Below are 23,484 nucleotides of genomic sequence, written 5' to 3' on the forward strand. Positions count from 1 at the left end.
TTGTTATTATGTGCCGAATGTATTTATTTATTTTCAATAAAAAAAGGAAAACACACAAAAATGTGCTCGAACACACAAAAATAATGTTATCGAGCACATTTTTTGTAATGTTACTCTTAAGTTTTATATATTTGCTCTATATGAAAACATATACTATTAAAGATATTGCCAAATTAGCTGGCGTTTCAAAAGGAACAGTAGACAGAGTAATACATAAAAGGGGGAAAGTTTCTCAAAAAGCTTTTGATGCCGTTACAAAATTACTAGAGGAAATTGATTATCAGCCCAATCCCATGGCTAGAAATCTAAAAAACAATAAAATTTATGACATTTGTCTGGTGCTTCCTAATCCTGAGGAAGATAGTTTTTGGGAACCTTGTATCTTAGGAGCTAATCAAGCCATTGAAGAATTCAAATCTTTTGGAGTAAATATTAAATTGTTTTTTTACAGTCCAACAAGCACCAAATCTTTCCAAGATGTTAACAACAAAGTCTTAAAATTAAAGCCAGATGCTGTTTTACTAACCCCCCTATTCTATAAAGAAAGTGTAAGTGTTGCTAAAAATTATCAATTGGCTGGTATTATAGTGAGTATTTTTAACAATCAAATAGATTCGAAGCAAGTGGTTAGTTTCGTTGGCCAGAACTTATTTCAAAGTGGTAGAGTTGCTGCTCAATTAATGCATATGATTGTTCCTGAAAAATCTGAAGTCGTTATTGTTCATATTGATGAGACATTCAATAATGCCATACATATGCAACAAAAAGAAAAAGGATTTAGAGATTATTTTGGCGAATTTAGAGGCACAAACAATAATGTGTCGGTACTTAGTGTAAAGCAAGAAAACCTTTATCAGTCACTTATAGAGTTTTTAAAATCTAATCAAAATATTTCTGGGATTTTTGTAACCACATCTAAGGCTTATAAAGTCGTAGAAATTCTTCAGCAGAACAATTTCAAAAACATTAAACTTATTGGCTACGATTTATTAACTGAAAATATTGATTTATTAAAAAGCAATATTATATCATTTTTAATTCACCAAAGCCCCAAAACACAAACTTATCTCGGATTAACTTATTTAGTTGAGCATTTCCTTTTTAAGAAAGAAATTCCTAGCAAAAAGCTGTTACCTATAGATATCGTAAATTCTGAAAATTTGGGTTCTTATTTAGAAAATTAATTATCGACAAGTTTTAATACTCCAAATGAGTCAGGTATATGAAAATTTGGAGTTTCTGTTTTTGGATCAACCCAAGTTATCCAGACAGGTTTATAGGTCGAATCATTTTGTTTATAATATTTTGCTCTGTAAATCCCAGTTTCTATCGTTTGATTATTTATTAAATTTAAGGATTTCAAAGATGTCATACTTATTTTACCTTCTACAGTAAACCTTTTATTATTAGAATTAGATTTTACAATCAAATCCTGTTTTGGCCAATCCCAATCAAAATTAAAATCTTTATTTGGAAAGGCTTTAAAATCCATAATTCTTGGAGTTGGATCTATTTCCAAACAATAATATGGTGTAAGAGATGGATTTATTCTAAAAAAGAGCTCTACTCTATCTGAAACATTTATACTATTAAAACCAGTGTCTGTATTATCTATATGTATGGTATCATCAAAAACATGAAAACAAAAAAACAAATAATCTTCATCCCACAAAGCTTTAAATTCTGTTCTAGCTTCTTTTTTGTTTTCCCAAGGTGAGCTAAAATCTGTTAAAACATGAGCGTTATCCCAAAGATTAGAATCGCCTTTCCCTGTAATAATTAATTGCTTAGTTGGTATTGAATTTACATTATATATTTTCATCTTCTCTTATAAAATTCCTAAAATAAGATATCCTTTTCGAAGCTTATTGTAGAAGTGTTTTAATTTTTTCAATTGGCCACAAAATAGCTAATAATTTTATTCTAGATGGATGTCTTCTGTTAAATTTGAATTTTTTGAGTTAAAAACAAAAGTTGCATTCCATGATAAAGAGAATAAAAAAATTCTTAAAATTGACTGTACCAGCCTTTGCCTGTAGGCAGGCACTCAATGTCTTTAAGTTAAGGCTAAAATGTCAGTCTGAGATGTGTGTTAAAAATTTTAACTAGCGGATGAAATGATGTAATTGGGATGTCATTCAGGAGGTACGACTTAAGAATCTTTAGAGATTAATTATATAGATTCTTCGCTGTGCTCCGAATGACAAACGATTGTAAATTAATCATTTATAAAATTCGTCAATGGTAACGCAATCGAAGACCTTATAACCATAGTTTTTAATAGCATTTCGACTACGCTCACAGACAATTGAGGTGCTAAAAACTCTTAACTTAAAGACATTGAGCCCCGAGACAGAGCCTAGAAAAATTCTTTTCGATAAAAGGCTGAACACATATCGGTTTCAATGACTCTTTCTACTTTATTAATGTTTTATTAACGAAAAAATAATCCTACATATTATAGTATAAAACTTACATTTTATTTAAAAAAAGTAATATATTAGCTACAACAAATAAATAATAAGTATAATGAAAAAAATTATTAAAATACTCACAGTAACCGTTGTATGCTTTTCTGTTTTGGCTTTTTTTACAATTAAGAAAACTGAGTTTTCAAAATACAAACCCGTTAATACAGGGCACTCATTTGCTCCAATTACGTTTTCTTCAACAGTGCCAACAGATCCTAAAGGAGGCTATAATTCCAGCCCGGAAGAAATGGCAGAATTTGCCTGGCAAGAATTTATCGCTGTAAATTGGCCAGCAGCGACCAACTCTAATCCTGCTTCGTCTGGTTACAAACGTGGTACACCTTCTACAGCTACACTTGGAGCAACAGGGGCTGGAGGAACTGTTGTTTGGGAAACCTTTGCTCATAGAGTAGAACTTTATCCTGGCCCACAAGGCCCTTTACCTGCTATAGAAGATGCTCCTATTAATTATCAATATCCTTCTTTTGTAACCATTACCCCCGGCCCTGGAGCAACTAAAACGTTATTTAATAATTTAGACGAAGCAAGCGAGATTACTTTGGCTGATATGTATTATACGCCTATGATATCTCCAAATACTACAGATGCATCTTTATTATATGAAGCTAAGGCGAATAATGTAATATATGATTATGTTAAAGACAATAGTTTTCAAAATCAAACAACCCGCAATAACGCTGCTGGAAATACCATGAAGAAGATTAACAATCAAACTTATGGAAGTCCTTTATTTGAACTCCCTAATGGCTCTGTAGAAATGAAAGCCACCTGGAGACGTTATGACCCAACAGCCGACAATCTAGACGAATTTCATCATACAAAAGCTATTTGGTATTCGGGGAAGAGTCCTACCTTTCAAGTTCATAATGATATATTCTTATTAATAGGATTGCATGTTATCCAAAAAACACCCGAATTCCAAACGTTTACATACGCAACATTTGAACATGTTTCAAACGAAAAAAATGGATTCCGATTTGTAAATACACATGCCGAAGTAGATAGCACAACCATACCAGGGCGTTCTATTCCAGAAGGAGGGGTTATTAAAGCCATTCGACAATATCCAATACCAGATGGTACAGATGGTTCTTTTAATTTGGTTGCTTACAATTCACAGGTTCAAAACCAATTGAAAACGCAATTTGGTAATGATATCGTATGGGCTAATTATCAACTTATCGGTATCCAAGGTCAAGTAACAAACAATCCAACGGCAGAAGTACCACCTCAAACGTTCTTTCTATCAAATTTTGTGACAGAAACAAACAATACACTTCAATTTTTCCAAGGGACACTAACAGGAACATTTGCTAATATTGTTGACCCTAACACTCCTAAAGTACACAAGTTGGTAGAATCTGGTGGGACTTCAAAGTTTGAGGCATTCACTGCTGGTGGTTGTTTAGGTTGTCATGGATCTCAAGGACAAACCGGAGGTTATGACTTTAGTGTTATTTCTGCTAAAGGGAATTTCTTTATTCCTGAAGCTCCTGAAGATTATCCATCTGGGGTAAAAGTGGTAAACCAGAATTCACAAGGATTCCCTTTAAAACAAAACTAATTATTTCTAAACTAATTATTTCTAACTTTAAAATACAATTAACATGAGTACAGTAACAATTAACAGTTATGCAGATGTAACAACACAGCTAAACAATTTCGTGTCAGCAAACAGCCTTACTCCAGGACTAGCACAGCATGGTGCGTTTTGGACAACCTTAACCTATACGGAGTTCACAACAGGAACGGTTCCTGTTTATGGGATTCCTATCCTTGTTATAAATGATTCGGAAAATTCAAATATTATTCAGGTACTAAAAGGAGGTGCTGCCAATAAAACGGGATTCCCAGATATGCCAAAGCCAAGTCCTCCGTATAATTCAGAAATCCCAACTCAAACTGCTATTATTCAAGCATTATCTGACTGGATAGACAATGGCTGCCCTGAGTTTGCTAAAAACACTTATAATACATAATTACAACTATACATGCTAACACTTTAATAAAAAAATTATTAACGGCTTCTCATTATTTTAATGAAGCGTTTGTATAAAACGCTTTTAAGTTAAAGAATAAAAAGGTCAAACCTCAGGGCAAGCCCTGAACCCAATAATAGGAATCGACACAAGGGTCGAGGTATTAAACCTAGACCCTACTTTTAGCGGGATTAGTTCAACTTACAATTTTGAATGCGTCTTACAGATTTCTCAAAATTGAGTTTTCCTGCCACGTAATAAGCGCGGACTAATAAAATTAATTTAAAGAAGATTTTCAACGAGTAATTTTTCATTGTGACAGTATAGTATTATTAAAGATAAGTTTATTACAAATTATAATAAACACTAAACCACCACTCCTATGGACTTCTAGTCCATAGGTTCGTTTTGGCAGACTGAAAGTCTACTTCGAGATATACCAAAAGAATAAACATTGTAAAACTGAATTCCTGTGAATTCATGCCAAAAGTTTTTAGAAGTTGAAAGCGACATACACTTATGTTCATCCTTTTAAATACAGTTGCAACCAATAAATTAATATAAACAACAAAATTTATGAGTAATGATTTAAATTTTAGAATTCACCCTGCTATTGGCATTGCCCGAGTGGGAAACAGTGATGAATACTATCTAGCTCCTGAAACAGCTGCTGGAGACACATCTGGTGACATTAGCGGCGGCTTACCTATAAAAAAAGGTACAGAATCAACTACGATTACCAGTGATGATTTACGTGATAATACCACCGAACAAAAATTTAAACGCCAGGCAGCACGTTTTAAAATTTATCAATATGCTGCAATAACTGGAGAAGAGACATATCCTCTAGGTCCAGATGCTACCTTGCAAGAAGTTAAAATTGGCTCTAGTGTTAATGGGCAAATGGTTACAGATATTATTTGGTCTGTACATATGGCTAATAAAAAAGCCCAATTTTATGAGTCTGATCCTGCAGGAGGCGGGGGAGCCACAACATTTAGCAATGGTAATTTACCGCCGTTAAGAAATCCCGATTATCCAACAGCAGGAGCGCCAGCAGCAGACCCACAACGTTTAAAATCACTATTCATTGATCCAGGACCACGTACAATATCTGGGGTAAATACACCAGCCGTTGCTTTTGATAAGGATACAACGGCATCTTATTATAACGATATAAGCAAGACTGTAAGTGAAATTGCCAACTATCCTAAATCTTTTCCTGGTGATGCATTCAATGACCTCATAGAACCACAAGGTCCCATTACCTCTTTAGGAGAGCTTCAAACAGATGAATTTGGACGCTTGATCGTAACTGGTGGTTATGGGAAATCGGCCAACTGGGGAAAACAGAAATTAACAGGTCCAGTAGATAACAATGGTTGGTTTGACGATGCAGGAGACGGCCCTGTTTCTGCAGTTATAGTATTAAGTGATGGCTCTCAATTAGCTGTACAAGGCAGTGCCTGGGTAGCAGCAACAGATCCATCATATGCCCCTCAGATAAAAAATGTCGTTTCTCTTTGGGAGGATATCTACGATGCATGGGTGCGTGATTTAAGATTGATTCCAGAATTGTATGATGGAACTTCTTTTAATGACAATTACATTCCAGGATTTGACAATCAAGTAACAGGAGTTTTTGAAGGTGCCGAACTCCAGCAATGGATTGCTAATCTTCCATTATACCCTGGGTCAACCTCTGGAGGAAATCCACACGCTGGTCGTCCTACAACTTACAATAGCGGCTCGCCCACTAATAAATTCTTTACACTACTTAGAAACCCTAATCAAGATCAATTTGACATTTATGCTCCAGATGGTAGCCCATCGCCATACATGCCGTTAAGCCTTGGAGACTCTGGGCAAAGTTTCTTGAGTGTTACAAAAACACAATATTTCTTTTTAACGCAATGGAGTTTAAAAAAATGTAATGAAACCTCTTCGGTATTGGGAGCGGGAGAACTACTGGATCAAAACACCCTTCTCAATTGTTTGGGAGGTCGTTTTAGTCCTGGTATTGATCTAACCTGGATAGTACGGAATAAGGATTTGTACATTGACGATTGGGAAAATTCCAATACGGGACCTTTTAGAATAAATTCCCAACAACTCGATTATGGAAATATAACACCTGGACAAGCCTTTTTAACAGAAGGTTATGTTCCTTTTCATTCCACAACAGGAATTCAACCTGGTGATATACTTAAACTAATGGCCATACCATGGCATACTGATTATAACTCTTGTGCTAACCATCCACCTTCCACAAATGAAACTACAGTTTATCCAACATCAGCACCTCCTTCATACGGACCGTCATCTTATGATGATTATAGTTTCTGGTCTTGGCCAGCCCAACGTCCAGTTGCGGTATTTACGAGCACCAAACCGTATACTGAGAAAGCTCAGTGGTTTACCTTAAGAGGCCCTGGAACAGATCCTATTAAAGATCCATCAGTACCAAAAAGTTCGGGAACACCTGAACAGAATGTGTGTCGTTACCAGTCCATCGAAGACATTATGACTAATTGGCAAAAAATAGGCGTAGTCATGGAAGCTACTACCATTGATGGGATCGACGATTTTGGTTATCCTACGGGTTGGTATCTGGAAGCAGAAAGTCAGTTTGAAGACGGTGAGTCTGTACCACCATGGCCAAATTTTTTACCAAAGTCTTCGTGAATAATTTGAGTAATACGAAATAAAAAATTTCTTAAAGCCAGCTTCCCTTTGCCAGCCAGACAGGCTTGGGGTAAAGCCTGGAGAAATTCCTTTCGATTAAATAGATTTTAAGAATATGTGTTCCACGACTTGATTAGATACTCAATGTCGTGGAATATCTTTTTTATGTAGACATCTATTTTGTTTTTAACGTCAGTTCGATATATTAAATATTGATAATAAGCAATTTGCGCATATAAATAATAAAATTGTTCATTCCGAAGGCTATCAAAAACAAAATATATTTTGATTAAAGGTATGAAGCGTAGTTTTTGAGGAGGCATCTCAATTTTATGAGATATCTCCTCACTCATGCTTCGCTCTGTCGACATAACAAAACATGGTTTATCAGAAATATACATTATTTATCTTTTTTAATTTATGTCGAGTTTCACGTTTTTAATACTAGCTCTAATTTTAGGTTGAAAATGGTATTACTTACATGGAGAGGAAAGATTACATTGAAACAGGTATGAAAAAAACAAAACATTCAGAAAACTACGAGGTTGTCATTATTGGTGGTGGCCCTGCAGGAACAGCAACAGCAATTCAATTGGTTCGATTGGGAATACAATCGGTATTGATTGTAGAAAAAGGGAGTTATTCTGATAGTAAAATAGGAGAAAGCCTACCGCCGAACACCAATGTATTACTGCGGCAACTAGGCATATGGCATGCCTTTAAGTTGGAAGGGCATCTACAAGTGGGAGGTAGTTGTTCTATTTGGGGTAGTGCCGAATCTGGTTATAATGATTATTTTATCAATCCCCATGGATTGGGTTGGCATTTAGATAGAAACAAGTTTGAACGTTTTCTCGCCAATCAAGCCTGTAAATTAGGAGCTGAATTACGAACAAAAACACTATTTGAAAGCATTGTTTCTGAAACCAATACAGGTTTTTGTTTAGAAATTCAAAATGAAAAAAAAGAAACAACCAAGATTCAGGCACGTTTTGTGGTAGATGCCAGTGGAGCTCATGCTATATTCGCTAGAAAAAGAGGGCCTTCTAAAAACATCCTTGATCGTTTGATCTTTCTTTCTGGTTTCATTGAGATACCTAATGCCGTCAACTTTAGTTCGCTTACTATGTTAGAAGCTGTTGAATATGGCTGGTGGTATTTTGCGGTTTTACCTGGCAAACGTGTTATTGCCGCCTTAGCAACAGATCCAGAAGTTGTTAACAAATATGAATTGACTAAGCCTGAGCACTGGCTGGCACTCTTAAGAGAAACCAAAGTATTGCCTTTGCAGTTAAAACCGCACTTAAACCTATGCGAAAAAATAATAGCAAGTCCTGCTTTATCATCTTCCCTACCACAACCTTGTGGTCCAAATTGGTTGGCTGTTGGTGATGCCGCTTCTTCCTACGATCCTATTTGTTCTCTTGGTATTCATAAAGGTTTGCTAACAGGTATGGAGGCAGCAAAGACCATTACGGAAATCTTAAATAACTCGAACGAAAATGCTTTAAAAAACTATCACGATTTTCTAGAAACCGATTTTAAAAAATACAAAAAAAGCAGAGATTATTTTTATGGATTGGAAAATCGTTGGGCACATTCTCCTTTTTGGAATCGAAGGAAAAACCCTAATCATATACTATCATAACTCTATTAGGCTCTAGATTCATACATCCAGTACATAAATAGCAGATATAACAATAATTGGATCATTTTAAATAACTATTGAATAGCCTCAACGCCTTATGTCTCCATCATCTCATCAATTCTTTTCTATTAAATAAGCATGAAGGTTTTAAGTTCCTAAAAAATCAAGTTTATTGAAAAAATAGTGATAAAACACTAACAAAACACACTCATATATATTAAATATTCAATTATTTAATATTTTTTTTGCTTAATTATTGATTTTATTCGAAATTTTTACTTATTTTAGCCTCGCCAAATTGGTAAACCAATTTGGTAAAGCAGTTTGGTAAACCACTTTTTAGAAAATTTGATTTTTATAATATAGATTAAAACTTAGCAGTAACGACTAAACATTGCTGAGCTTAAACTAAACTATAATATTATGAAAAAAAATGAATTTTTTTTTAAGAAAAAATATTGCTTAAATGCTTTATTTATTGCCCTATTACTTCTGGTAACAAATTGTTCCAATGAAAATCTCGCTCTTGAGGCCACAAATGATGTTGAGCAAGTAGTTGACGAAAACACAAAAATCCCTTCTACTGCTAAATCCGATAAATCTGTTAAGATGTCGATTAATTCGGTTTCTGCCAGTGCACAACATAGCTCTACTTACTCTGCAGCAAAAGCCACAGATGGCAATTTAAATACGCGGTGGACTGCCAATGGAACTGTATATTTATATTTAGATCTTGGTTCTACAGCATTAATTGATTATGTTAAAATTGCACATCATGCAGGAAATAGCAGGGTATACAAAATGAAGTTCCATGTACGTAATTCAACTAGTGGCAGTTGGAATCTTGTTGGAACTAAATCGAGTCCAGGCAATACTAGTAATTTTTATGATTACGACCTTGTTAACAGTAATAACAGATACATGAGAGTTACATGTACTGGTAATTCTTCAAATGGTTATAGTGATATCAAAGAGATAGAACTTTGGGGAACACCTGGTGGCGGTACTACTCCTCCTCCTAGCGGTTCAGCTAAAGATATTTTAGGTGGCCTCACAAATTGGAAGTTAAATGCATATTCTGGTTCTCTTAATGTAGGCAGTAGCAACAATGGGCTGTCTTATGTTGACAGTGCATCAAAAAATGACAACTCAGGTTGGTTTTATGGCTCTAACGGATTTGCTTATTTTAAAACGTACCCAGGTAATCCAACAAGTGGAGGTTCGTCTAATCCAAGAACCGAATTAAGAGAAATGACTTCAAACGGTTCTTCCACAATACATTGGGATGGCACCACTAGTACGGAACATTCAATGAAATGGACCGTTAGGGTAGATGATTTACCACCATCTGGAAAGGTATGTTTTGGTCAAATTCATGCAGAAAGTGGCTCATCTTATGATGACATCCTCCGAGTTCAAGTACAAGGAAGTAGTGGACAAAATTCTGGCTCTGTAACATTGAGGCTTCTAGGGTATGCTACTGAGGAATTATTAGGTAGTGGACAGTCCATTAATTTCAATTTTAATATGGACACCGCTTATTCTTTTGAATTGGCCATGAAAAATAAAATCGTAAAACTTTATGCATTAAATTCTAGTGGTTCAAGAACGAGTACTCTTTTTACTTCAGGAAGTATAAATTCTGATGGCAACTATTTTAAAGTGGGATGTTATTTACAGTCTACATCTAGTAGCCATAGTGGTTCTTCTGTTTATGGGTTAGTGGGAATTTCATCTCTTAGCGTTTCCCATTAAAAATAAAGAGGTTTAACTTAAAACAAAGCATGTTATGAAATAACTGTAAAGAGGCTGTATAAAAAGTGTCATTCTGAATTTTACCGAGAAACAAAATATATTTTGTTTTAAAAGTAGCAGTGAAGCTGTGAAGAATTTATAAAATTTTAATATTTTGGTTTTCAAACAAATAAAATGCTTCACTTTTCTCTGAATGACAAATTGTTTTGCTCTGAATCACAAAGTTTATCAATTGTTAAACAGCCTCTTTACTTTTAACCTGAGTTTGATCTAAGGATCGTAGATAAAAGGCAATAAATATGCTAGATTCAACTTATAATTATTATAAACTAGCTAGACTAGTTTATAATAATTTAAGGAAGAAGATGGTATGTTTATTGGTTTTTAGCTTGAAATTAATAGATTTGAATATGTTTCAGATATCTAAAATTTACTTCATTAAGATAAACGTTTCATAAACAGCATTTTACAAAAACAACCTCATGTTCCTTAGGTCGAACTCAGGTTTTTATTGTATTTTATTACAAATTAAGCTTATAACACATAACGTTGTTATGAAAAAAGGTGGGAACAAGTAACATCTGTGTTTCTGGAATATAATCGATATCTGCTGCATAAATGCCATCCTCTCGCGTATCTAGCAATAGTCTTTTTTCCCAATTGGATGCATCAATATAAAACACTTGCCCTTTCCAATTAGAGACAATAAAATCATTATTTTTTAATCGTATAACGCCATCGCCATGCCCAAGACCTTCTGTAAGTACTATAGACGTTTTTGAACGAAAATTATAAAGTCCAAAACAGTGTCTTCCAGAATCTAAAAAGAAAACACCTCTTCTTTGGTGTAATAATCCATTCAATCGTCCTTCTTCTCCCGTTTTAAGGGTACTAATTTCTCCATTCTCTAAAACATAAATCGAATTTGTATTTGATCCAGACGCATATATAATTCCCTTTGGTCCCACAGTGATATCGTTTAAATGTGGTTCTCCTTCAACGGGATAGGTATTAATTATTTTTTGAGTCTTTATATCTATTTCTACAATTCTATCAATATCGTTTACATATAGCTTATCATTAAAAATCCCCATTCCTTTGGGACCACTTAATCCTTCAAGCCATTTTAATTGCAAAATATTTCCTTTAGTATCTATGGTTGACAGGAAACCATTATTATCTTTTTCCCATGGAGACTTATTAACATTAGAAACAAAAATAATATCTGATTCTTTATGGTATAAAACCGCTTCACTAGTCGTTAAAAGCGTATCTGTTTGCCAAACTAAATCTAAGCTTGGTGTTTTTTTTAAATCCTCTTTAACTGGAATTGTTTCTTGCTTTTTTTTACAAGAAACGCTTAACAATAGAGTCATTAAAACGGCACATAAAATATACTTTTTCATCATATTATTTTGTTTTCAATATATATTCTCCATTTATCAATTCACTCTTTTAAGCACCAAGGTATCTAAATTCAGTTTTTGCTTCAACCATTTACTTAATTCTTTTTCTTTCACTGAGACCAGGCTATCCTTCATCGATTTCCTCCATTTTATATGGGTCACAGCTATGGTATCAATTTTAATAAAATCTTTAGATTCAAGCATTTTTGCATAACTAAAATATTGTAAGTCACTAAATCTTACTTTAGCATCACGTGATAAATTAGTAAACGACACTGAATTTTTTTGGGAGTCATTACTTTCTATTTGCTTGTTTAAATCTACAATCTCAATTTGCAAATCTGCAATTTGTTTTTGTAAACCTGAAATGACATGATCCTTTTGGTCTAATTCTTTAATAGCCCTGTCGTAAGCATCAGATATTTTATCTATACTTCTATTTTTATTTCCATTTATTTCAAGATCAAATGCTTCAATCTTTTCATAATGTTTTAATTCATTTCGCAAATCGGCTTCTGTAACTTCTGCTATTTCTCCATTAAAATATAGCGTTATTTTTTTTTCATCAGTATTTAATGTTCCATTTTGGTACCATAACTGCGGATTAGATGTAATTTCATCTTTAATAAAATTATTATAATCATTCTCAAAACCACTTTGTTTTATAAATTCTACGAACGTCCATATCGCAGGTGCCATAACTAATATTGCTAATATAGATGCAAGCTGGGCGATACGCTTTCTTTTTTTAGAATTAGCATATTTTAGCATTGGAAAACGCAAAACCTTCAACACTATGAATGTTGCCAATGCAATAAACATCGTGTTTATAGTAAACAAATACATAGCTCCTACAAAATAGTCCCAATTATGAGCTAGCCCATAACCCGCTGTACATAATGGAGGCATTAAAGCTGTAGCAATAGCAACACCAAAAATAACCGAAGCGATTGTTCCTTTTTTAGTACGTGCAATAATTAATGCTGCGCCTCCAAAAAAGGCTATAAGGACATCTCTAACATCTGGTTTTGTTCGTCCAAAAAGTTCGTTAGTAACCAAATCTGCAGTTGGAAAAAACTTAAAGAACAGGTAAGCTGTTAGCAAACTTAGAACGATCATGGTCGCTAAGTTTATTAGCGATTTCCTTAAAGTATCAATATCGTTAATAGCAATAGAAAGTCCGACTCCTAAAATAGGTCCCATTAATGGCGAAATTAACATGGCACCAATAACCACCGCAGTAGAGTTTGCATTTAACCCTACAGAAGCCACAAAGATCGAACAGATTAATATCCAAGCAGTGGCTCCTTTAAAAGGAATATCTCCTTTTATAGCTTCAATAGTTGCATCTCTGTCGGTATCTTCTCTAAAATCAAGTAACTCACTAAAAAAGATTTTAATGCTTTTAAACAAACCTTTAGCATCTTTTTTTACAGCTTCTTTTGATTGCTCAACGGCTTTATCCTGATTAGTTTCTTCGTCTGAAAAATTAAATTTACTTTCTTCACTCATAATTATATTTTACCCATAATGTTCTCCAAATGTATCCTTCACTTTTTGGAGTACTTTTTTAATGTCCTGCTCTTTTGTCTTAGGAAAGATAAGCAAAACCTCGTCTTTATCTACAATAATGTAATCTTTCAAACCATCAACAACTACAATTTTGTCGTTCTTAGTGCGAATCATATTTCCAGAAGCGTCCTCCGATAATGTTCTGGCATTCACGATCGCATTTTTGCTGTCATCCTTATCTAACTTATCATATAAACTCCCCCAGGTACCAAGATCATTCCAATCAAATTCAGCAGCAATTACATAAACATTGCTAGATTTTTCCATAATGGCATAGTCTACCGAAATGTTTTCTGCCTTACCATAATTATCTTGGATAAAGTTTTCTTCAAGATCGGTATTATAAACATCTATACCTTTTTCAAATAATGCAAATAATTCTGGTTGGTTACTTTTAAAAGCTTCAACAACACTTTTTACACTCCACATAAAAATACCAGCATTCCATAAAAAGTTTCCTTGTTCTATATACTGTTTCGCAACCTCATAAACAGGTTTTTCTTTAAACTGATTAACCGATTTTATTTCTTTAGTAGAGGTCTTATCATATTCAATGTAACCATATCCTGTGTTAGGAAATGTAGGTTGAATACCTAAAGTCATGAGCGCTTTATTTTCAGAACAAAAATCGAATGCCTGTTCTACATTTTTAGAAAAAGCATTTTCATCTTCAATCCAATGATCGCTAGGCGCTACAATCATAACAGCATCTGGGTTTTCTTTTTGAATTTTTAATGACGCATATAAAATACAGGGTGCTGTATTTCGCATGGCAGGTTCTAAAACAACTTGTCGTTTTGTAACGCTTGGTAATTGTTCTAACACGAGGTCATTATAACACTCATTGGTTAAAATAAAAATATTTTCCTCTGGTATTAATTTTGCTAATCGATGGAATGTTTTCTGGATTAATGTATCACCAGTCCCTAACATATCATGAAATTGTTTAGGAAAATCTTGAGTGCTCACTGGCCAAAATCTAGAACCGACACCGCCCGCCATTAAAATGGCATAATAGTTTTTATTTTTCATATGTATCATGTCATTCCCGTGAAAACGGAAATCTGTTTATTTATAATTTTAGAAGTGCTTTTTACAACGCACTTATGATATTTAGTTTGAATTCATGAGATTCCTACATCTTCAGGAATAACAATCTCAACTTCTGCATTAGGGTTGAAAAGATACAACTTTCCTGTACTTACTTCAATACACTCAAAACGTTTGACTCGTTTTTGACCCATTTTAAATACTTTACCATTATACAATTTAAAAACACTCCCTAAAGGTACTTCAAAAATATAAGTTTTATTACTTGGCGGGTCAAACTGTTTTAACGCCAAGGCTAAATTAGCATCGGTATCGCTACTTGCTTTAGGGTTTTTAAAATGTTTTGCTAAGAGTGGTAACAAATGTTCTGGAAATATATTTGGATTTATAAAGGGTAACATTAAATGCTGAAAACTACGCTTCCATTCTATACCATGCGGTTTTATAAATCTACCATAGGTTTTATAAGCTTCAAAATGGGCTATCTCATGAATAAGGGTGATTAAGAACCGAAACTTATTGAGGTTTGAATTTATTGTTATCTCATGTTGGTCATTTGGCAATCGTTTATAATCACCATGGCGGGTTTTACGTTCATTTTTAATTCTAATTAACAAATTATCATGTTCTAAAAGTTTTAGAACCTGAGTCAACGCTTTTTCTGGGATGTAGCTTTGAAGTAAATTTTGCATCACAACAAAAATACGAGAATTCTTTAAAGTTTCAACTATTATACTTGTATGAAAAATCTTCAAATTTTGTTTTTGGAATTAGTTTGGGTGGGATTACGTTCTCAGTCAAGGCAAAATAAATGCGAATAGCATCGCTATTTAAAGAAAATTTGCCGCAGAATGAGGACTTAAGGCAATAAAATAAACTAAAGGATAAAATTTAAACAGTTTCTAAGAAAGCACCAAACTCAATAAATTAGACTCCTAAAGAACGCTATAATTGGAAACCCTCCTTTGCAAGCAGGCAGATCCAACCCAAAGGTAGGAGAATTTTTAGATGAAGCATGAGTCTCACTAAAAACCGAAAAGGTTTCCTGTTTTATATTTTTGTCTAATCAATAAAAAGGAGAATCTATGACTTCTTATCAAGCAACCTATACTCATTTACAAAACTGATCACCAAGCACTAATAGGTAGGCTTTTTAGGACGAAACAGCGAGAACTTAATCTTTGTTGTTTGTATTTTATTTTCTAACTTTTTTTCTATGTGTTTTAAATCTGTTTTTACTACTTTTAAACCTTCACTTACGGGTAATTCAGGTTTTGTTTTCATTGTTATTGTTTTATGTTTTAATAACAACGTAACTGGTTATTTTACAACAAACTTGTATAGACAACACTAAGCTAGACCCTAGATATTTAGTGTAACTAAGTGATTAACTCAATAAACAAAATTAGGATGATAAAGAAAGTGACTAACAAATTAAAATATTTAATTAAAACAAAATCTACATTAAAGGAACTTAAAAAAAATAGTGATAATGATATTCGAATTATGGGATCAGTGATTGATTTTATAATTTCTGATAATAGTTGGACTGAGGAGGAAAAAGCGGCACTTAATGAAGTTGATAAATTAGAAAAAAAATATTTAAAATCATCTGAGACCATTGAAAATGTAGATTATGGGGCTGGAAGTTCAAACTCAAAAAGAAGCCAACAAAATATAAAAGAAGGGAACATTACGATTCAGAAGATCTCAGACATCCACAAAATTGCTTCAAGTAATAAGAAATGGGGGAAATTAATTTTTAAAATTATTAGAGCACATAAACCAACTAATTGCTTAGAATTAGGAACAAGTCTTGGAGTATCGGCAGCATACCAAATCTTAGCATTAAAACTAAACCATAATGGAAACCTCACAACTATTGAAGGCTCAAAAGAGCGAGCCAAAATTGCAAATGAGAGTTTAAAAAACCTTCAGTATAAGGATTACAAAGTTGTTAATGGAAAGTTTTATGATATATTACCAGAGGTTCTTGATAAAAATGAATTAATCGATTTGGTCTTTATTGATGGACATCATGATGAGACTGCCACTCAAAAGTATTTCGAATTATTGTATCCCTTTTTATCCGATAAATCAATTTTGATATTTGATGATATAAATTGGTCAAATGGAATGAAAAGTGTGTGGAAAAACATATACAAGGATAATAGAATTAACGCTTCATTTGATTTATATCAATGGGGAATTTGCCTCGTGAATAAGGATAAAAAAAAGATGGAAGAAAATCATTTTAATCTTAGAATATAGCTAAAGCATCACAACATTTTTAAAAGCTCAGACATACTACTAAACACTTTAGTAGCCTCACTTTGTAACTCATCATTATAATCATGAGCTGTAAATCCAAACACATCAAACCCTCCCTTTTTTGCTGCATGAACTCCAGACAAGCTATCTTCTATAACCACACATTCACTTGGTTTAAATCCCATAGTTTTTGCAGCCCATAAAAAAACCGCAGGGTCTGGCTTCCATTTTTTAATGGCATAGCAACTAAAAATATTGTTCTCAAAAAAAGGTAATAAACCTGTGAGTCCTAAATTAAGCTCAATCTTATTTTCTGGCCCACTAGATGCTACACAAAATGGCTGTTTTAAATTATCGAGTACTTCTTTTATACCTTCAACGGGTTTCATATTTTTTTTAAAAGATTCAAAACTTCGTGTTCGATATATATCTTCTAAATTATCAGGAAGTATCGTTTTGGCATGTGTAGCAATTCTACTTTTACAAGCTTCAAAAAAACTCCCTTTAAAATGTTTCATACCGTATTCCAAATCTATATTCGCTCCATATTCATTTGCGATATCTACTAATGTTTGAATACTTATAGGTTCGCTATCAACTAACACACCATCACAATCGAAAATAACACACTTATATTTACTCATATGTACTATAAAAAATCTTAATATTCAATAATCTCAAACTCACTACGTCTATTTAATTGGTGCTCTTCATCCGTACAGTCTAACATAGGGCAAGGTACAATGGGTTCTAGCTCTCCAAAACCTTGAAATTTCATTCTGCGTGCATTTATATAGACTTCCAAAGCTAAATAATTTCGGGTTGATTCTGCACGTCTTTCAGATAAAATTTGGTTATAGCGCACGGTTCCTCTACTATCTGTATGCGAACTTATTTTTAAATGAATATTAGGATAACGTTCTAATTTAGCTGCCAATTCATCTAATATTATTTTTGAATCGCTCCTAATATTCCACATATCAAAATTAAAATAAATTGGTTCTAATTGAAAAAATAATTTCCCATCTTTTTCAATTACTGGTGGTCCTTCAACATCAGTTAACAATTCAAACCGTTTGGGGTCATCTTCTTTTAACTTTTTATCAATCTTCTTCTCTGCAATTATAACTTCTACGGGATCCACTGGCGGTGGCGGTGGAAGTTTCTTTAAATACAACACATGCCTTTGGTCTTGGTCCTCAAGAACCTTTACTTTTAATGTATTTGGCAAATAGGCTTCATTATTACCAGAAAACTCATAATTATCTGGTAATAAATTAATATTAAAAAAAGCTAAAGAATCTAATGTATTGGTGTATTTTTCGACACCTTTTTTGTCTTTTAATACCACTATTGTATTGGGAATGTATTCTTTTGTTTCGGCATCTCTTACTTCAAACCTATTAATATATTCTCTTAAGAAAATTTCTCCCGTTTGTTTAAACTTGAAAATTTCATCATTATTTTTTTTCCTATTTGAAGAAAAGAACCCTTCTTCAACATTGTGATAATTCAAGTTAAAATCGTCGTATCTTGAGTTTATAGGCGCTCCTAAGTTTACAGGAGTTGTAAACTCATCTTTAATTTGTTCTGAAACAAAAATATCTAACATCCCTAAGCCTAAATGACCATTTGATGCAAAAAACAAATCCCCTTCTTGTGATATAAATGGAAAATGCTCTCTATTTGCTGTATTAATGGTTTCCCCTAAATTAACGGGATCGCCAGTAGTTCCATCTACTTCAATACGCACATAATACAAATCGAAGTTACCATAGCCTCCTTCCATATCTGATGAAAAATAGAGTTTTTTCCCATCTGGACTCAATGCCGGGTGTTGATAAGAAAATCCGTTTTTATTGAATTCTAATTTTTCTAGCTCGTTCCATTTGCCATCTACTCGAGTCGTTTTATATAAATGGATGTTGTTAGTAGATTGCTCGTTAAACTCCTTCTTGCCGTCTGTATAATTACTTCTAGAAATATACAGTGTATTGCCATCATTAGTAAAACAGAAATTACCTTCATGTAATTTGGAATTTATGGTTTTTGTAAGCGGCTTAATAGCTCCAAGTGTATCATTATCCCCATCAACTTTCACTGCGTAGATGTCAAGAAAAGATTGATGTGTCCATTTATATTTTTTCTTTAAAAAACCTTTATTATCCCTATCGGAAGTAAAATAAACGCTATCATTAAATTTTACAGCTCCAAAATCGGATGCTTCCGAATTAAACTGAGCCTTTTTGATCTTGTAATCTGGATTTTTTAATTTAAAGGCTTCTATAATTTCAATAGATTCCGATTTATCTAAAGTATCCGATATGTTTTCTTTATACAGCTTAAAATAATCCAAACCTGTTTCATAATCTCCTAAAGCCGATAATACTTGATATAATTTAAAGTTATAATGGTTATCATACGTCTTATCTTTTTCTCCATACCTTCCTTTTACCAGTAGTTTTAAATATCTTGATGCCAGACGGTATTCAAATGTATTATAATAGCAAACTGCTATATTTTCTATAGCTTTTTTATGGCGTTCTTTCTTAATTTCTTCCTCATAATACTTAGCGGCATTTATATAATCTCCTTTTTCAAAAAACCGGTCTGCTCTTGTTTTTCTTTGCGAAAATGACATTTGCGCTACTAATAAAGCTATAACAATGAACGTGATTTTTTTTATCATAATTAATAGAATCTTGGAGATGAATACTTTTTACTTAAACCTAATACATCAAATCTATAGAGTAATATAAATTCATGACTTCCATTATTATAAGTATTTAATTTATTCGTGTTAAAATCGTAAGCATATCCAACTTTTAAATTTGGTGTAATATTAATTCCTGCTAATCCGGCAACGGCATCTTGGTATCTATAGGATATGCCTAATTCAAATGTATTTTGATAAAGTACATTTGTAGATATATCGAATGATAAAGGCGACCCTGTAACATATTTAACAACTGCTGATGGTTTTAATTTGAATTCACTATTAATATCAAACACATAACCTCCAATTAAAAAGGCATGGGGTTTATCTTTATATACGACATCGCTATTAACATCTAAATCGCTGGGAATAAGATTGGGTGACGATAATCCGACATAATAATTTTTGTGGAACAAAAAGACTCCTGCACCTATATTAATCACTGTTTTATTTGTATTCTGAAACAAAGGATCTCCACCTACATTACTTCCTAATGCACTAAAATTTATATGATCAAATCCCATTTTAATTCCAAAGGACAGATTCAAATCTTTCTGAAGGTTAATTTTATATGCTGCGTTAACATTAAATACATTTTCGCTAAGGTTTACATTACCTCCAACATTATCATTTAAATAGTTTACACTTAATTCTACCTTTTCGCTTAAAGGAATATTAGCAAATGCATTCGCTGTTTTTGGTGCGCCTTCTATACCAACCCATTGTGTACGATACAAACTACCTACTTGCACAATACTTGGTTCGTTTATCATATAGCCAGGATTCACCAAACTCATGTTATACATATATTGGGTGTACTGAGGTTCTTGTTGCGCAAATACAGATAAACCACATATTATGAATACTATAAATATTTTAATTTTCATTCTATACATGACTTATTACCTGCTTAAATAAAAATTTCCTTGTATCGGGGATGTAGCACCATCTCTTGGATCGAATATATAGAAATAAACTCCAGAAGCTAATTTATCTCCAACAGTTAAAGCCACATTAGATTTCCCTTCAAAAAGTGGTGTATTTCGATCTCCTTTATAAACAGTAGATCCGTATCTATTGAAGATTTTCAATTCGAAATTTGGAAATACTCTTGGTAAACCACATAAATCAAACACGTCGTTTTCTCCATCTCCATTAACAGAGATTCCATCTTTAAAACAACTTTCACAACTTGGATCATCTATAGGTAAAACGGAGGCTATTATTTGTACTCTTTCCGATTCACAATTCTCACTATCTATAGCAGCCACATAATAATCTTCTCCACTTATTAAAACGGTTCCTAATGGAAGTCGATTCGTTGAAGTAGCTGTATCATACCAATTAAAATCTATGCCATTACTTACCAGAAGGTCTGAAATTGTAGCACCCTGAATAGCACAAAATGATTGATTAACTACCGTTGGAACATCTACTTCGGCTACTTCTATTAAAATTATAGAGGTAATTAAACCACAGGAAGTATGACCTTGAATTCCATACTCAAATCTATATGTTCCTGCTACTAATTGAGATACATCTAACAAACTCCCTGTAAGTGCATTTGTAATATCTAAATCACGAAAAGTACCTCCCAGATCTGCTGTTGCATCCAAATAATCGACTAAATCTATTTCCAAATCTGAACGACACACTCCGTATGGACCACTATCATTTCCAGCACTAGGGCTTTGGTGAATTACAACTGTAACAGTTACTGAATTACCAGAGCATACAACAGTTCCTGTACTATCTCTATTATCTGGAACCGTATATATATAATCTCCAGCTACTGATGAAGCGGGATCAAACATCGCATTGTGATCTGTTGTACTAAATCCGCTTGGTCCAGACCAGGTTCCTGTTGTATTAGGGGCGCCTCCTAATCTATCAAATAAATTAAAAATTGGATTTGTATTACATACATCTATTGGTGTACTAATACCTGATTGATAGGCTTCATATACTGTAAAAGACAGGTCTGCTTCGTCTTCACAATTATTCGGAGGCCCTGTTGTTGTTCTATATGTATAATTAAATGTTTGTTGATTATTTATATTTGGTAAAGTAACTGGGTTTGCAATCACATTACCTGTGTTATTATCAACCCATTCTCCCAAAGGCCCTCTGTAAATGGGGGTCGTATTGTTTTTAGTAGTTAATAGAGTAAATAAATCTAATGGATTGGTTATTGTTATATTTGTTTCACAAAAGGATAAACCTAATGTATCTTCACCTGCATAGTTTTTAGGAAGAATTGTAAGGGTTACAAAAGCGGATTCATTACCACAACCACCTAAAACAGGGGGAGGGTTACATCTATCTGAAGCATAATCCAATGCCTCAAACGAATCTGGATTACAATTATAATTTTCATGAACCACATATTCAAAAACATATGTTCCAGGATCTGCATTTAACAAATTAATGGTTCCTGATGAAGAATAACCTACAGAAGTTTCGCATATGGAACCTGTATTGCTTGCCAGACCTAAATTTGATGGCCCAAAAATAAAATTCCAATTTGTACAACTGTTACTATCATAAATATATTCAACACCATTAACGTCTGTTGTAAACTCTAATTCATCAAATAAATCTACTTTAACATTAGCTGCACAACGCTCAAATGGTCTGGTGCGTTGTTTAAAGGGTCTTATATGTTCATATATCTTAAAGCTAACTGTAGAAGCTGTATCTTGACAAACTCCAGAACGTTTTTTTACAGAATACGTATAATCTGCTTGCACACACCCAAACCGTTGATTTGCGCCTCCATCTATTATCTGGTCATAAATGTCTCTTATATTTATCAATGAGTCATTTACAGAAGTTATTTGATTAAACGATAAAGGATCTAGTTCCCATTGACCTTCATAATCTTCTAATAATAGGTATTTATCATCATTTAAATTAATATCAAGATTGTAGTTTCCATATAAAATATCTCTTTCACAAATACGCTTATTTTGAGGGTACCCAGAAAACACTTTTCTTACAACTGAAACAGTTACAGTTGTTTCTACAGGAGCAGAAGGAGCACAAGGTGGTACAGCCATGCCTGGCACCGTATACGTAAACTCAAAAACATCTCGATCTACTAAATTTTGTCCTTTTTCATAAGGAATTGTAACTGATAAAGTTGATAAGTTTTGCCCCGTTAAGCTTATAAAATTAGGACTACTTCCGTTATACTTCCATACGCCATTACGGTGTGGATTTACAGTAGACTCTAAAGACTCAAAAAGATCAATATCTGCAATTAGAGTACATATATTCCTTGGTGTAGAACCTACATCGCAAACTTCTAAATTTGTACCGCCAGCATTAAGTCCTTTAGCATAACCTGAAAACGCACCCAAAACTAAGTTAATAGTTACCGCTGGTACACTACCACAACTTGCATTATTTATTGTAAACTGATAATCGGTTGCTGATATCGAGGAATTTCTTAAATTCCATAAAGACAAATCTCCTGTTGTTTCGTCAAGTGCAAAATTACCTCCTGGATCATGCCAGAGGCCTGTTGCCAAAGAAATAGGGGTGCCTCCATGTACTGCATTAAATGCATCATATAAATTAATAATTCCATCTGGTACACCATCACCATCACCATCAATCGTGGTCATATCGCAAATATCAATTGTTTCTATTAGATTGCACTGGGCTTGAATTTTTGGTATAGAAAAGATTATTAGGGCTAAGAGTAGTTTTTTTTTCAACATCTGTAGGTTAAAATTTACTGCAAGATAAATATTTTTAAAAGACTAATAGGTAGATAAATAACCAAATTTAGGAAAACAAATACCTTTTTAACATAAAAAACTGCCACTACACATGGCATAAGGACTCAAAAACACACTTAATAGCATGTAAACTAAATGAAACAATTAACCTAATCTCTACTTAT

17 protein-coding genes are annotated in these 23,484 nt (G+C 33.4%); 7 read left to right on the plus strand and 10 right to left on the minus strand.

The genetic code is table 11. From position 1 onward, the window contains the following. The first annotated feature begins 140 nt into the window (after positions 1-140). Positions 141-1,184 carry a LacI family DNA-binding transcriptional regulator gene (locus tag Q4Q40_RS09270; protein WP_303301516.1) on the plus strand — a complete coding sequence of 348 codons (1,044 nt, stop codon included), beginning with the start codon at positions 141-143 and terminating at the stop codon, positions 1,182-1,184. On the opposite strand, the gene Q4Q40_RS09275 is transcribed toward Q4Q40_RS09270, so the two are convergent. Next, positions 1,181-1,822: a carbohydrate-binding family 9-like protein gene (locus tag Q4Q40_RS09275; RefSeq protein WP_303301517.1), complete on the minus strand. Its 642-nt coding sequence runs from the start codon at positions 1,820-1,822 to the stop codon at positions 1,181-1,183. The genes Q4Q40_RS09270 and Q4Q40_RS09275 overlap by 4 nt on opposite strands. Before the next feature lie 707 nt (positions 1,823-2,529). On the opposite strand from Q4Q40_RS09275, the gene Q4Q40_RS09280 reads away from it, so the two are divergent. The 5 genes from Q4Q40_RS09280 (at position 2,530) to Q4Q40_RS09300 (ending at position 10,559) form a co-directional block, all read left to right on the plus strand. After that, complete coding sequence (locus Q4Q40_RS09280; RefSeq protein WP_303301518.1) at positions 2,530-4,056, plus strand: hypothetical protein; 1,527 nt, start codon at positions 2,530-2,532, stop codon at positions 4,054-4,056. 43 nt (positions 4,057-4,099) lie between these two features. Further along, positions 4,100-4,471: a hypothetical protein gene (locus Q4Q40_RS09285; RefSeq protein ID WP_303301519.1), complete on the plus strand. Its 372-nt coding sequence runs from the start codon at positions 4,100-4,102 to the stop codon at positions 4,469-4,471. Between the two features lie 576 nt (positions 4,472-5,047). Continuing rightward, positions 5,048-7,156 carry a LodA/GoxA family CTQ-dependent oxidase gene (locus tag Q4Q40_RS09290; protein ID WP_303301520.1) on the plus strand — a complete coding sequence of 703 codons (2,109 nt, stop codon included), beginning with the start codon at positions 5,048-5,050 and terminating at the stop codon, positions 7,154-7,156. Positions 7,157-7,667: 511 nt separating this feature from the next. After that, the gene (locus tag Q4Q40_RS09295) at positions 7,668-8,804 is read left to right on the plus strand and encodes an NAD(P)/FAD-dependent oxidoreductase (RefSeq protein WP_303301521.1); all 1,137 of its coding nucleotides are present in this window, start codon (positions 7,668-7,670) and stop codon (positions 8,802-8,804) included. A gap of 423 nt (positions 8,805-9,227) precedes the next feature. Further along, positions 9,228-10,559, plus strand: coding sequence for a polysaccharide lyase family 7 protein (locus Q4Q40_RS09300; RefSeq protein WP_303301522.1), 1,332 nt, complete (start codon positions 9,228-9,230; stop codon positions 10,557-10,559). 521 nt (positions 10,560-11,080) lie between these two features. On the opposite strand, the gene Q4Q40_RS09305 is transcribed toward Q4Q40_RS09300, so the two are convergent. The 5 genes from Q4Q40_RS09305 to Q4Q40_RS09325 form a co-directional block, all read right to left on the minus strand. Continuing rightward, entirely contained in the window at positions 11,081-11,968 is an 888-nt protein-coding gene (locus Q4Q40_RS09305) for an NHL repeat-containing protein (protein WP_303301523.1), read from the minus strand. A gap of 33 nt (positions 11,969-12,001) precedes the next feature. Beyond that, entirely contained in the window at positions 12,002-13,477 is a 1,476-nt protein-coding gene (locus Q4Q40_RS09310) for a DUF389 domain-containing protein (RefSeq protein WP_303301524.1), read from the minus strand. A 9-nt stretch (positions 13,478-13,486) separates the two neighbouring features. Continuing rightward, on the minus strand, positions 13,487-14,569 hold the full coding sequence (locus Q4Q40_RS09315; RefSeq protein ID WP_303301525.1) for a mannose-1-phosphate guanylyltransferase: 1,083 nt from the start codon (positions 14,567-14,569) through the stop codon (positions 13,487-13,489). Positions 14,570-14,661: 92 nt separating this feature from the next. Further along, on the minus strand, positions 14,662-15,279 hold the full coding sequence (locus tag Q4Q40_RS09320) for a SprT-like domain-containing protein (RefSeq protein ID WP_303301965.1): 618 nt from the start codon (positions 15,277-15,279) through the stop codon (positions 14,662-14,664). Between the two features lie 445 nt (positions 15,280-15,724). Beyond that, positions 15,725-15,871 (minus strand): hypothetical protein, encoded by a 147-nt coding sequence (locus tag Q4Q40_RS09325; RefSeq protein WP_303301526.1) that lies wholly within the window; start codon positions 15,869-15,871, stop codon positions 15,725-15,727. Between the two features lie 126 nt (positions 15,872-15,997). Between Q4Q40_RS09325 and Q4Q40_RS09330 the strand changes: the two genes are divergently transcribed. Continuing rightward, positions 15,998-16,858, plus strand: a complete 861-nt coding sequence (locus tag Q4Q40_RS09330; protein ID WP_303301527.1) for an O-methyltransferase — start codon at positions 15,998-16,000, stop codon at positions 16,856-16,858. A gap of 8 nt (positions 16,859-16,866) precedes the next feature. Here the strand turns inward: Q4Q40_RS09330 and Q4Q40_RS09335 are convergent, their stop codons facing one another. From Q4Q40_RS09335 to Q4Q40_RS09350, 4 genes are read right to left on the minus strand one after another with little or no spacing between them, the layout of a single operon-like run. Beyond that, a complete protein-coding gene (locus Q4Q40_RS09335) occupies positions 16,867-17,502 on the minus strand; it encodes an HAD family hydrolase (RefSeq protein WP_303301528.1) in 636 nt (211 codons plus the stop codon). 17 nt (positions 17,503-17,519) lie between these two features. After that, on the minus strand, positions 17,520-19,547 hold the full coding sequence (locus tag Q4Q40_RS09340) for an OmpA family protein (protein ID WP_303301529.1): 2,028 nt from the start codon (positions 19,545-19,547) through the stop codon (positions 17,520-17,522). A 2-nt stretch (positions 19,548-19,549) separates the two neighbouring features. Then, positions 19,550-20,461, minus strand: a complete 912-nt coding sequence (locus Q4Q40_RS09345; RefSeq protein WP_303301530.1) for a PorP/SprF family type IX secretion system membrane protein — start codon at positions 20,459-20,461, stop codon at positions 19,550-19,552. A gap of 15 nt (positions 20,462-20,476) precedes the next feature. Next, positions 20,477-23,203, minus strand: coding sequence for a T9SS type B sorting domain-containing protein (locus Q4Q40_RS09350; protein WP_303301531.1), 2,727 nt, complete (start codon positions 23,201-23,203; stop codon positions 20,477-20,479). Between the last annotated feature and the right edge of the window lie 281 nt (positions 23,204-23,484).

This window comes from Flavivirga jejuensis (assembly GCF_030540765.1).
Classification (GTDB): Bacteria; Bacteroidota; Bacteroidia; order Flavobacteriales; family Flavobacteriaceae; genus Flavivirga; species Flavivirga jejuensis.

Bases quoted from the DNA above. Each gene is read 5' to 3' on its own strand.
- Q4Q40_RS09270 (WP_303301516.1), top strand. From the start codon at position 141: ATGAAAACATATACTATTAAAGATATTGCCAAATTAGCTGGCGTTTCA.
- Q4Q40_RS09275 (WP_303301517.1), bottom strand. From the start codon at position 1,822: ATGAAAATATATAATGTAAATTCAATACCAACTAAGCAATTAATTATT.
- Q4Q40_RS09280 (WP_303301518.1), top strand. From the start codon at position 2,530: ATGAAAAAAATTATTAAAATACTCACAGTAACCGTTGTATGCTTTTCT.
- Q4Q40_RS09285 (WP_303301519.1), top strand. From the start codon at position 4,100: ATGAGTACAGTAACAATTAACAGTTATGCAGATGTAACAACACAGCTA.
- Q4Q40_RS09290 (WP_303301520.1), top strand. From the start codon at position 5,048: ATGAGTAATGATTTAAATTTTAGAATTCACCCTGCTATTGGCATTGCC.
- Q4Q40_RS09295 (WP_303301521.1), top strand. From the start codon at position 7,668: ATGAAAAAAACAAAACATTCAGAAAACTACGAGGTTGTCATTATTGGT.
- Q4Q40_RS09300 (WP_303301522.1), top strand. From the start codon at position 9,228: ATGAAAAAAAATGAATTTTTTTTTAAGAAAAAATATTGCTTAAATGCT.
- Q4Q40_RS09305 (WP_303301523.1), bottom strand. From the start codon at position 11,968: ATGATGAAAAAGTATATTTTATGTGCCGTTTTAATGACTCTATTGTTA.
- Q4Q40_RS09310 (WP_303301524.1), bottom strand. From the start codon at position 13,477: ATGAGTGAAGAAAGTAAATTTAATTTTTCAGACGAAGAAACTAATCAG.
- Q4Q40_RS09315 (WP_303301525.1), bottom strand. From the start codon at position 14,569: ATGAAAAATAAAAACTATTATGCCATTTTAATGGCGGGCGGTGTCGGT.
- Q4Q40_RS09320 (WP_303301965.1), bottom strand. From the start codon at position 15,279: ATGCAAAATTTACTTCAAAGCTACATCCCAGAAAAAGCGTTGACTCAG.
- Q4Q40_RS09325 (WP_303301526.1), bottom strand. From the start codon at position 15,871: ATGAAAACAAAACCTGAATTACCCGTAAGTGAAGGTTTAAAAGTAGTA.
- Q4Q40_RS09330 (WP_303301527.1), top strand. From the start codon at position 15,998: ATGATAAAGAAAGTGACTAACAAATTAAAATATTTAATTAAAACAAAA.
- Q4Q40_RS09335 (WP_303301528.1), bottom strand. From the start codon at position 17,502: ATGAGTAAATATAAGTGTGTTATTTTCGATTGTGATGGTGTGTTAGTT.
- Q4Q40_RS09340 (WP_303301529.1), bottom strand. From the start codon at position 19,547: ATGATAAAAAAAATCACGTTCATTGTTATAGCTTTATTAGTAGCGCAA.
- Q4Q40_RS09345 (WP_303301530.1), bottom strand. From the start codon at position 20,461: ATGAAAATTAAAATATTTATAGTATTCATAATATGTGGTTTATCTGTA.
- Q4Q40_RS09350 (WP_303301531.1), bottom strand. From the start codon at position 23,203: ATGACCACGATTGATGGTGATGGTGATGGTGTACCAGATGGAATTATT.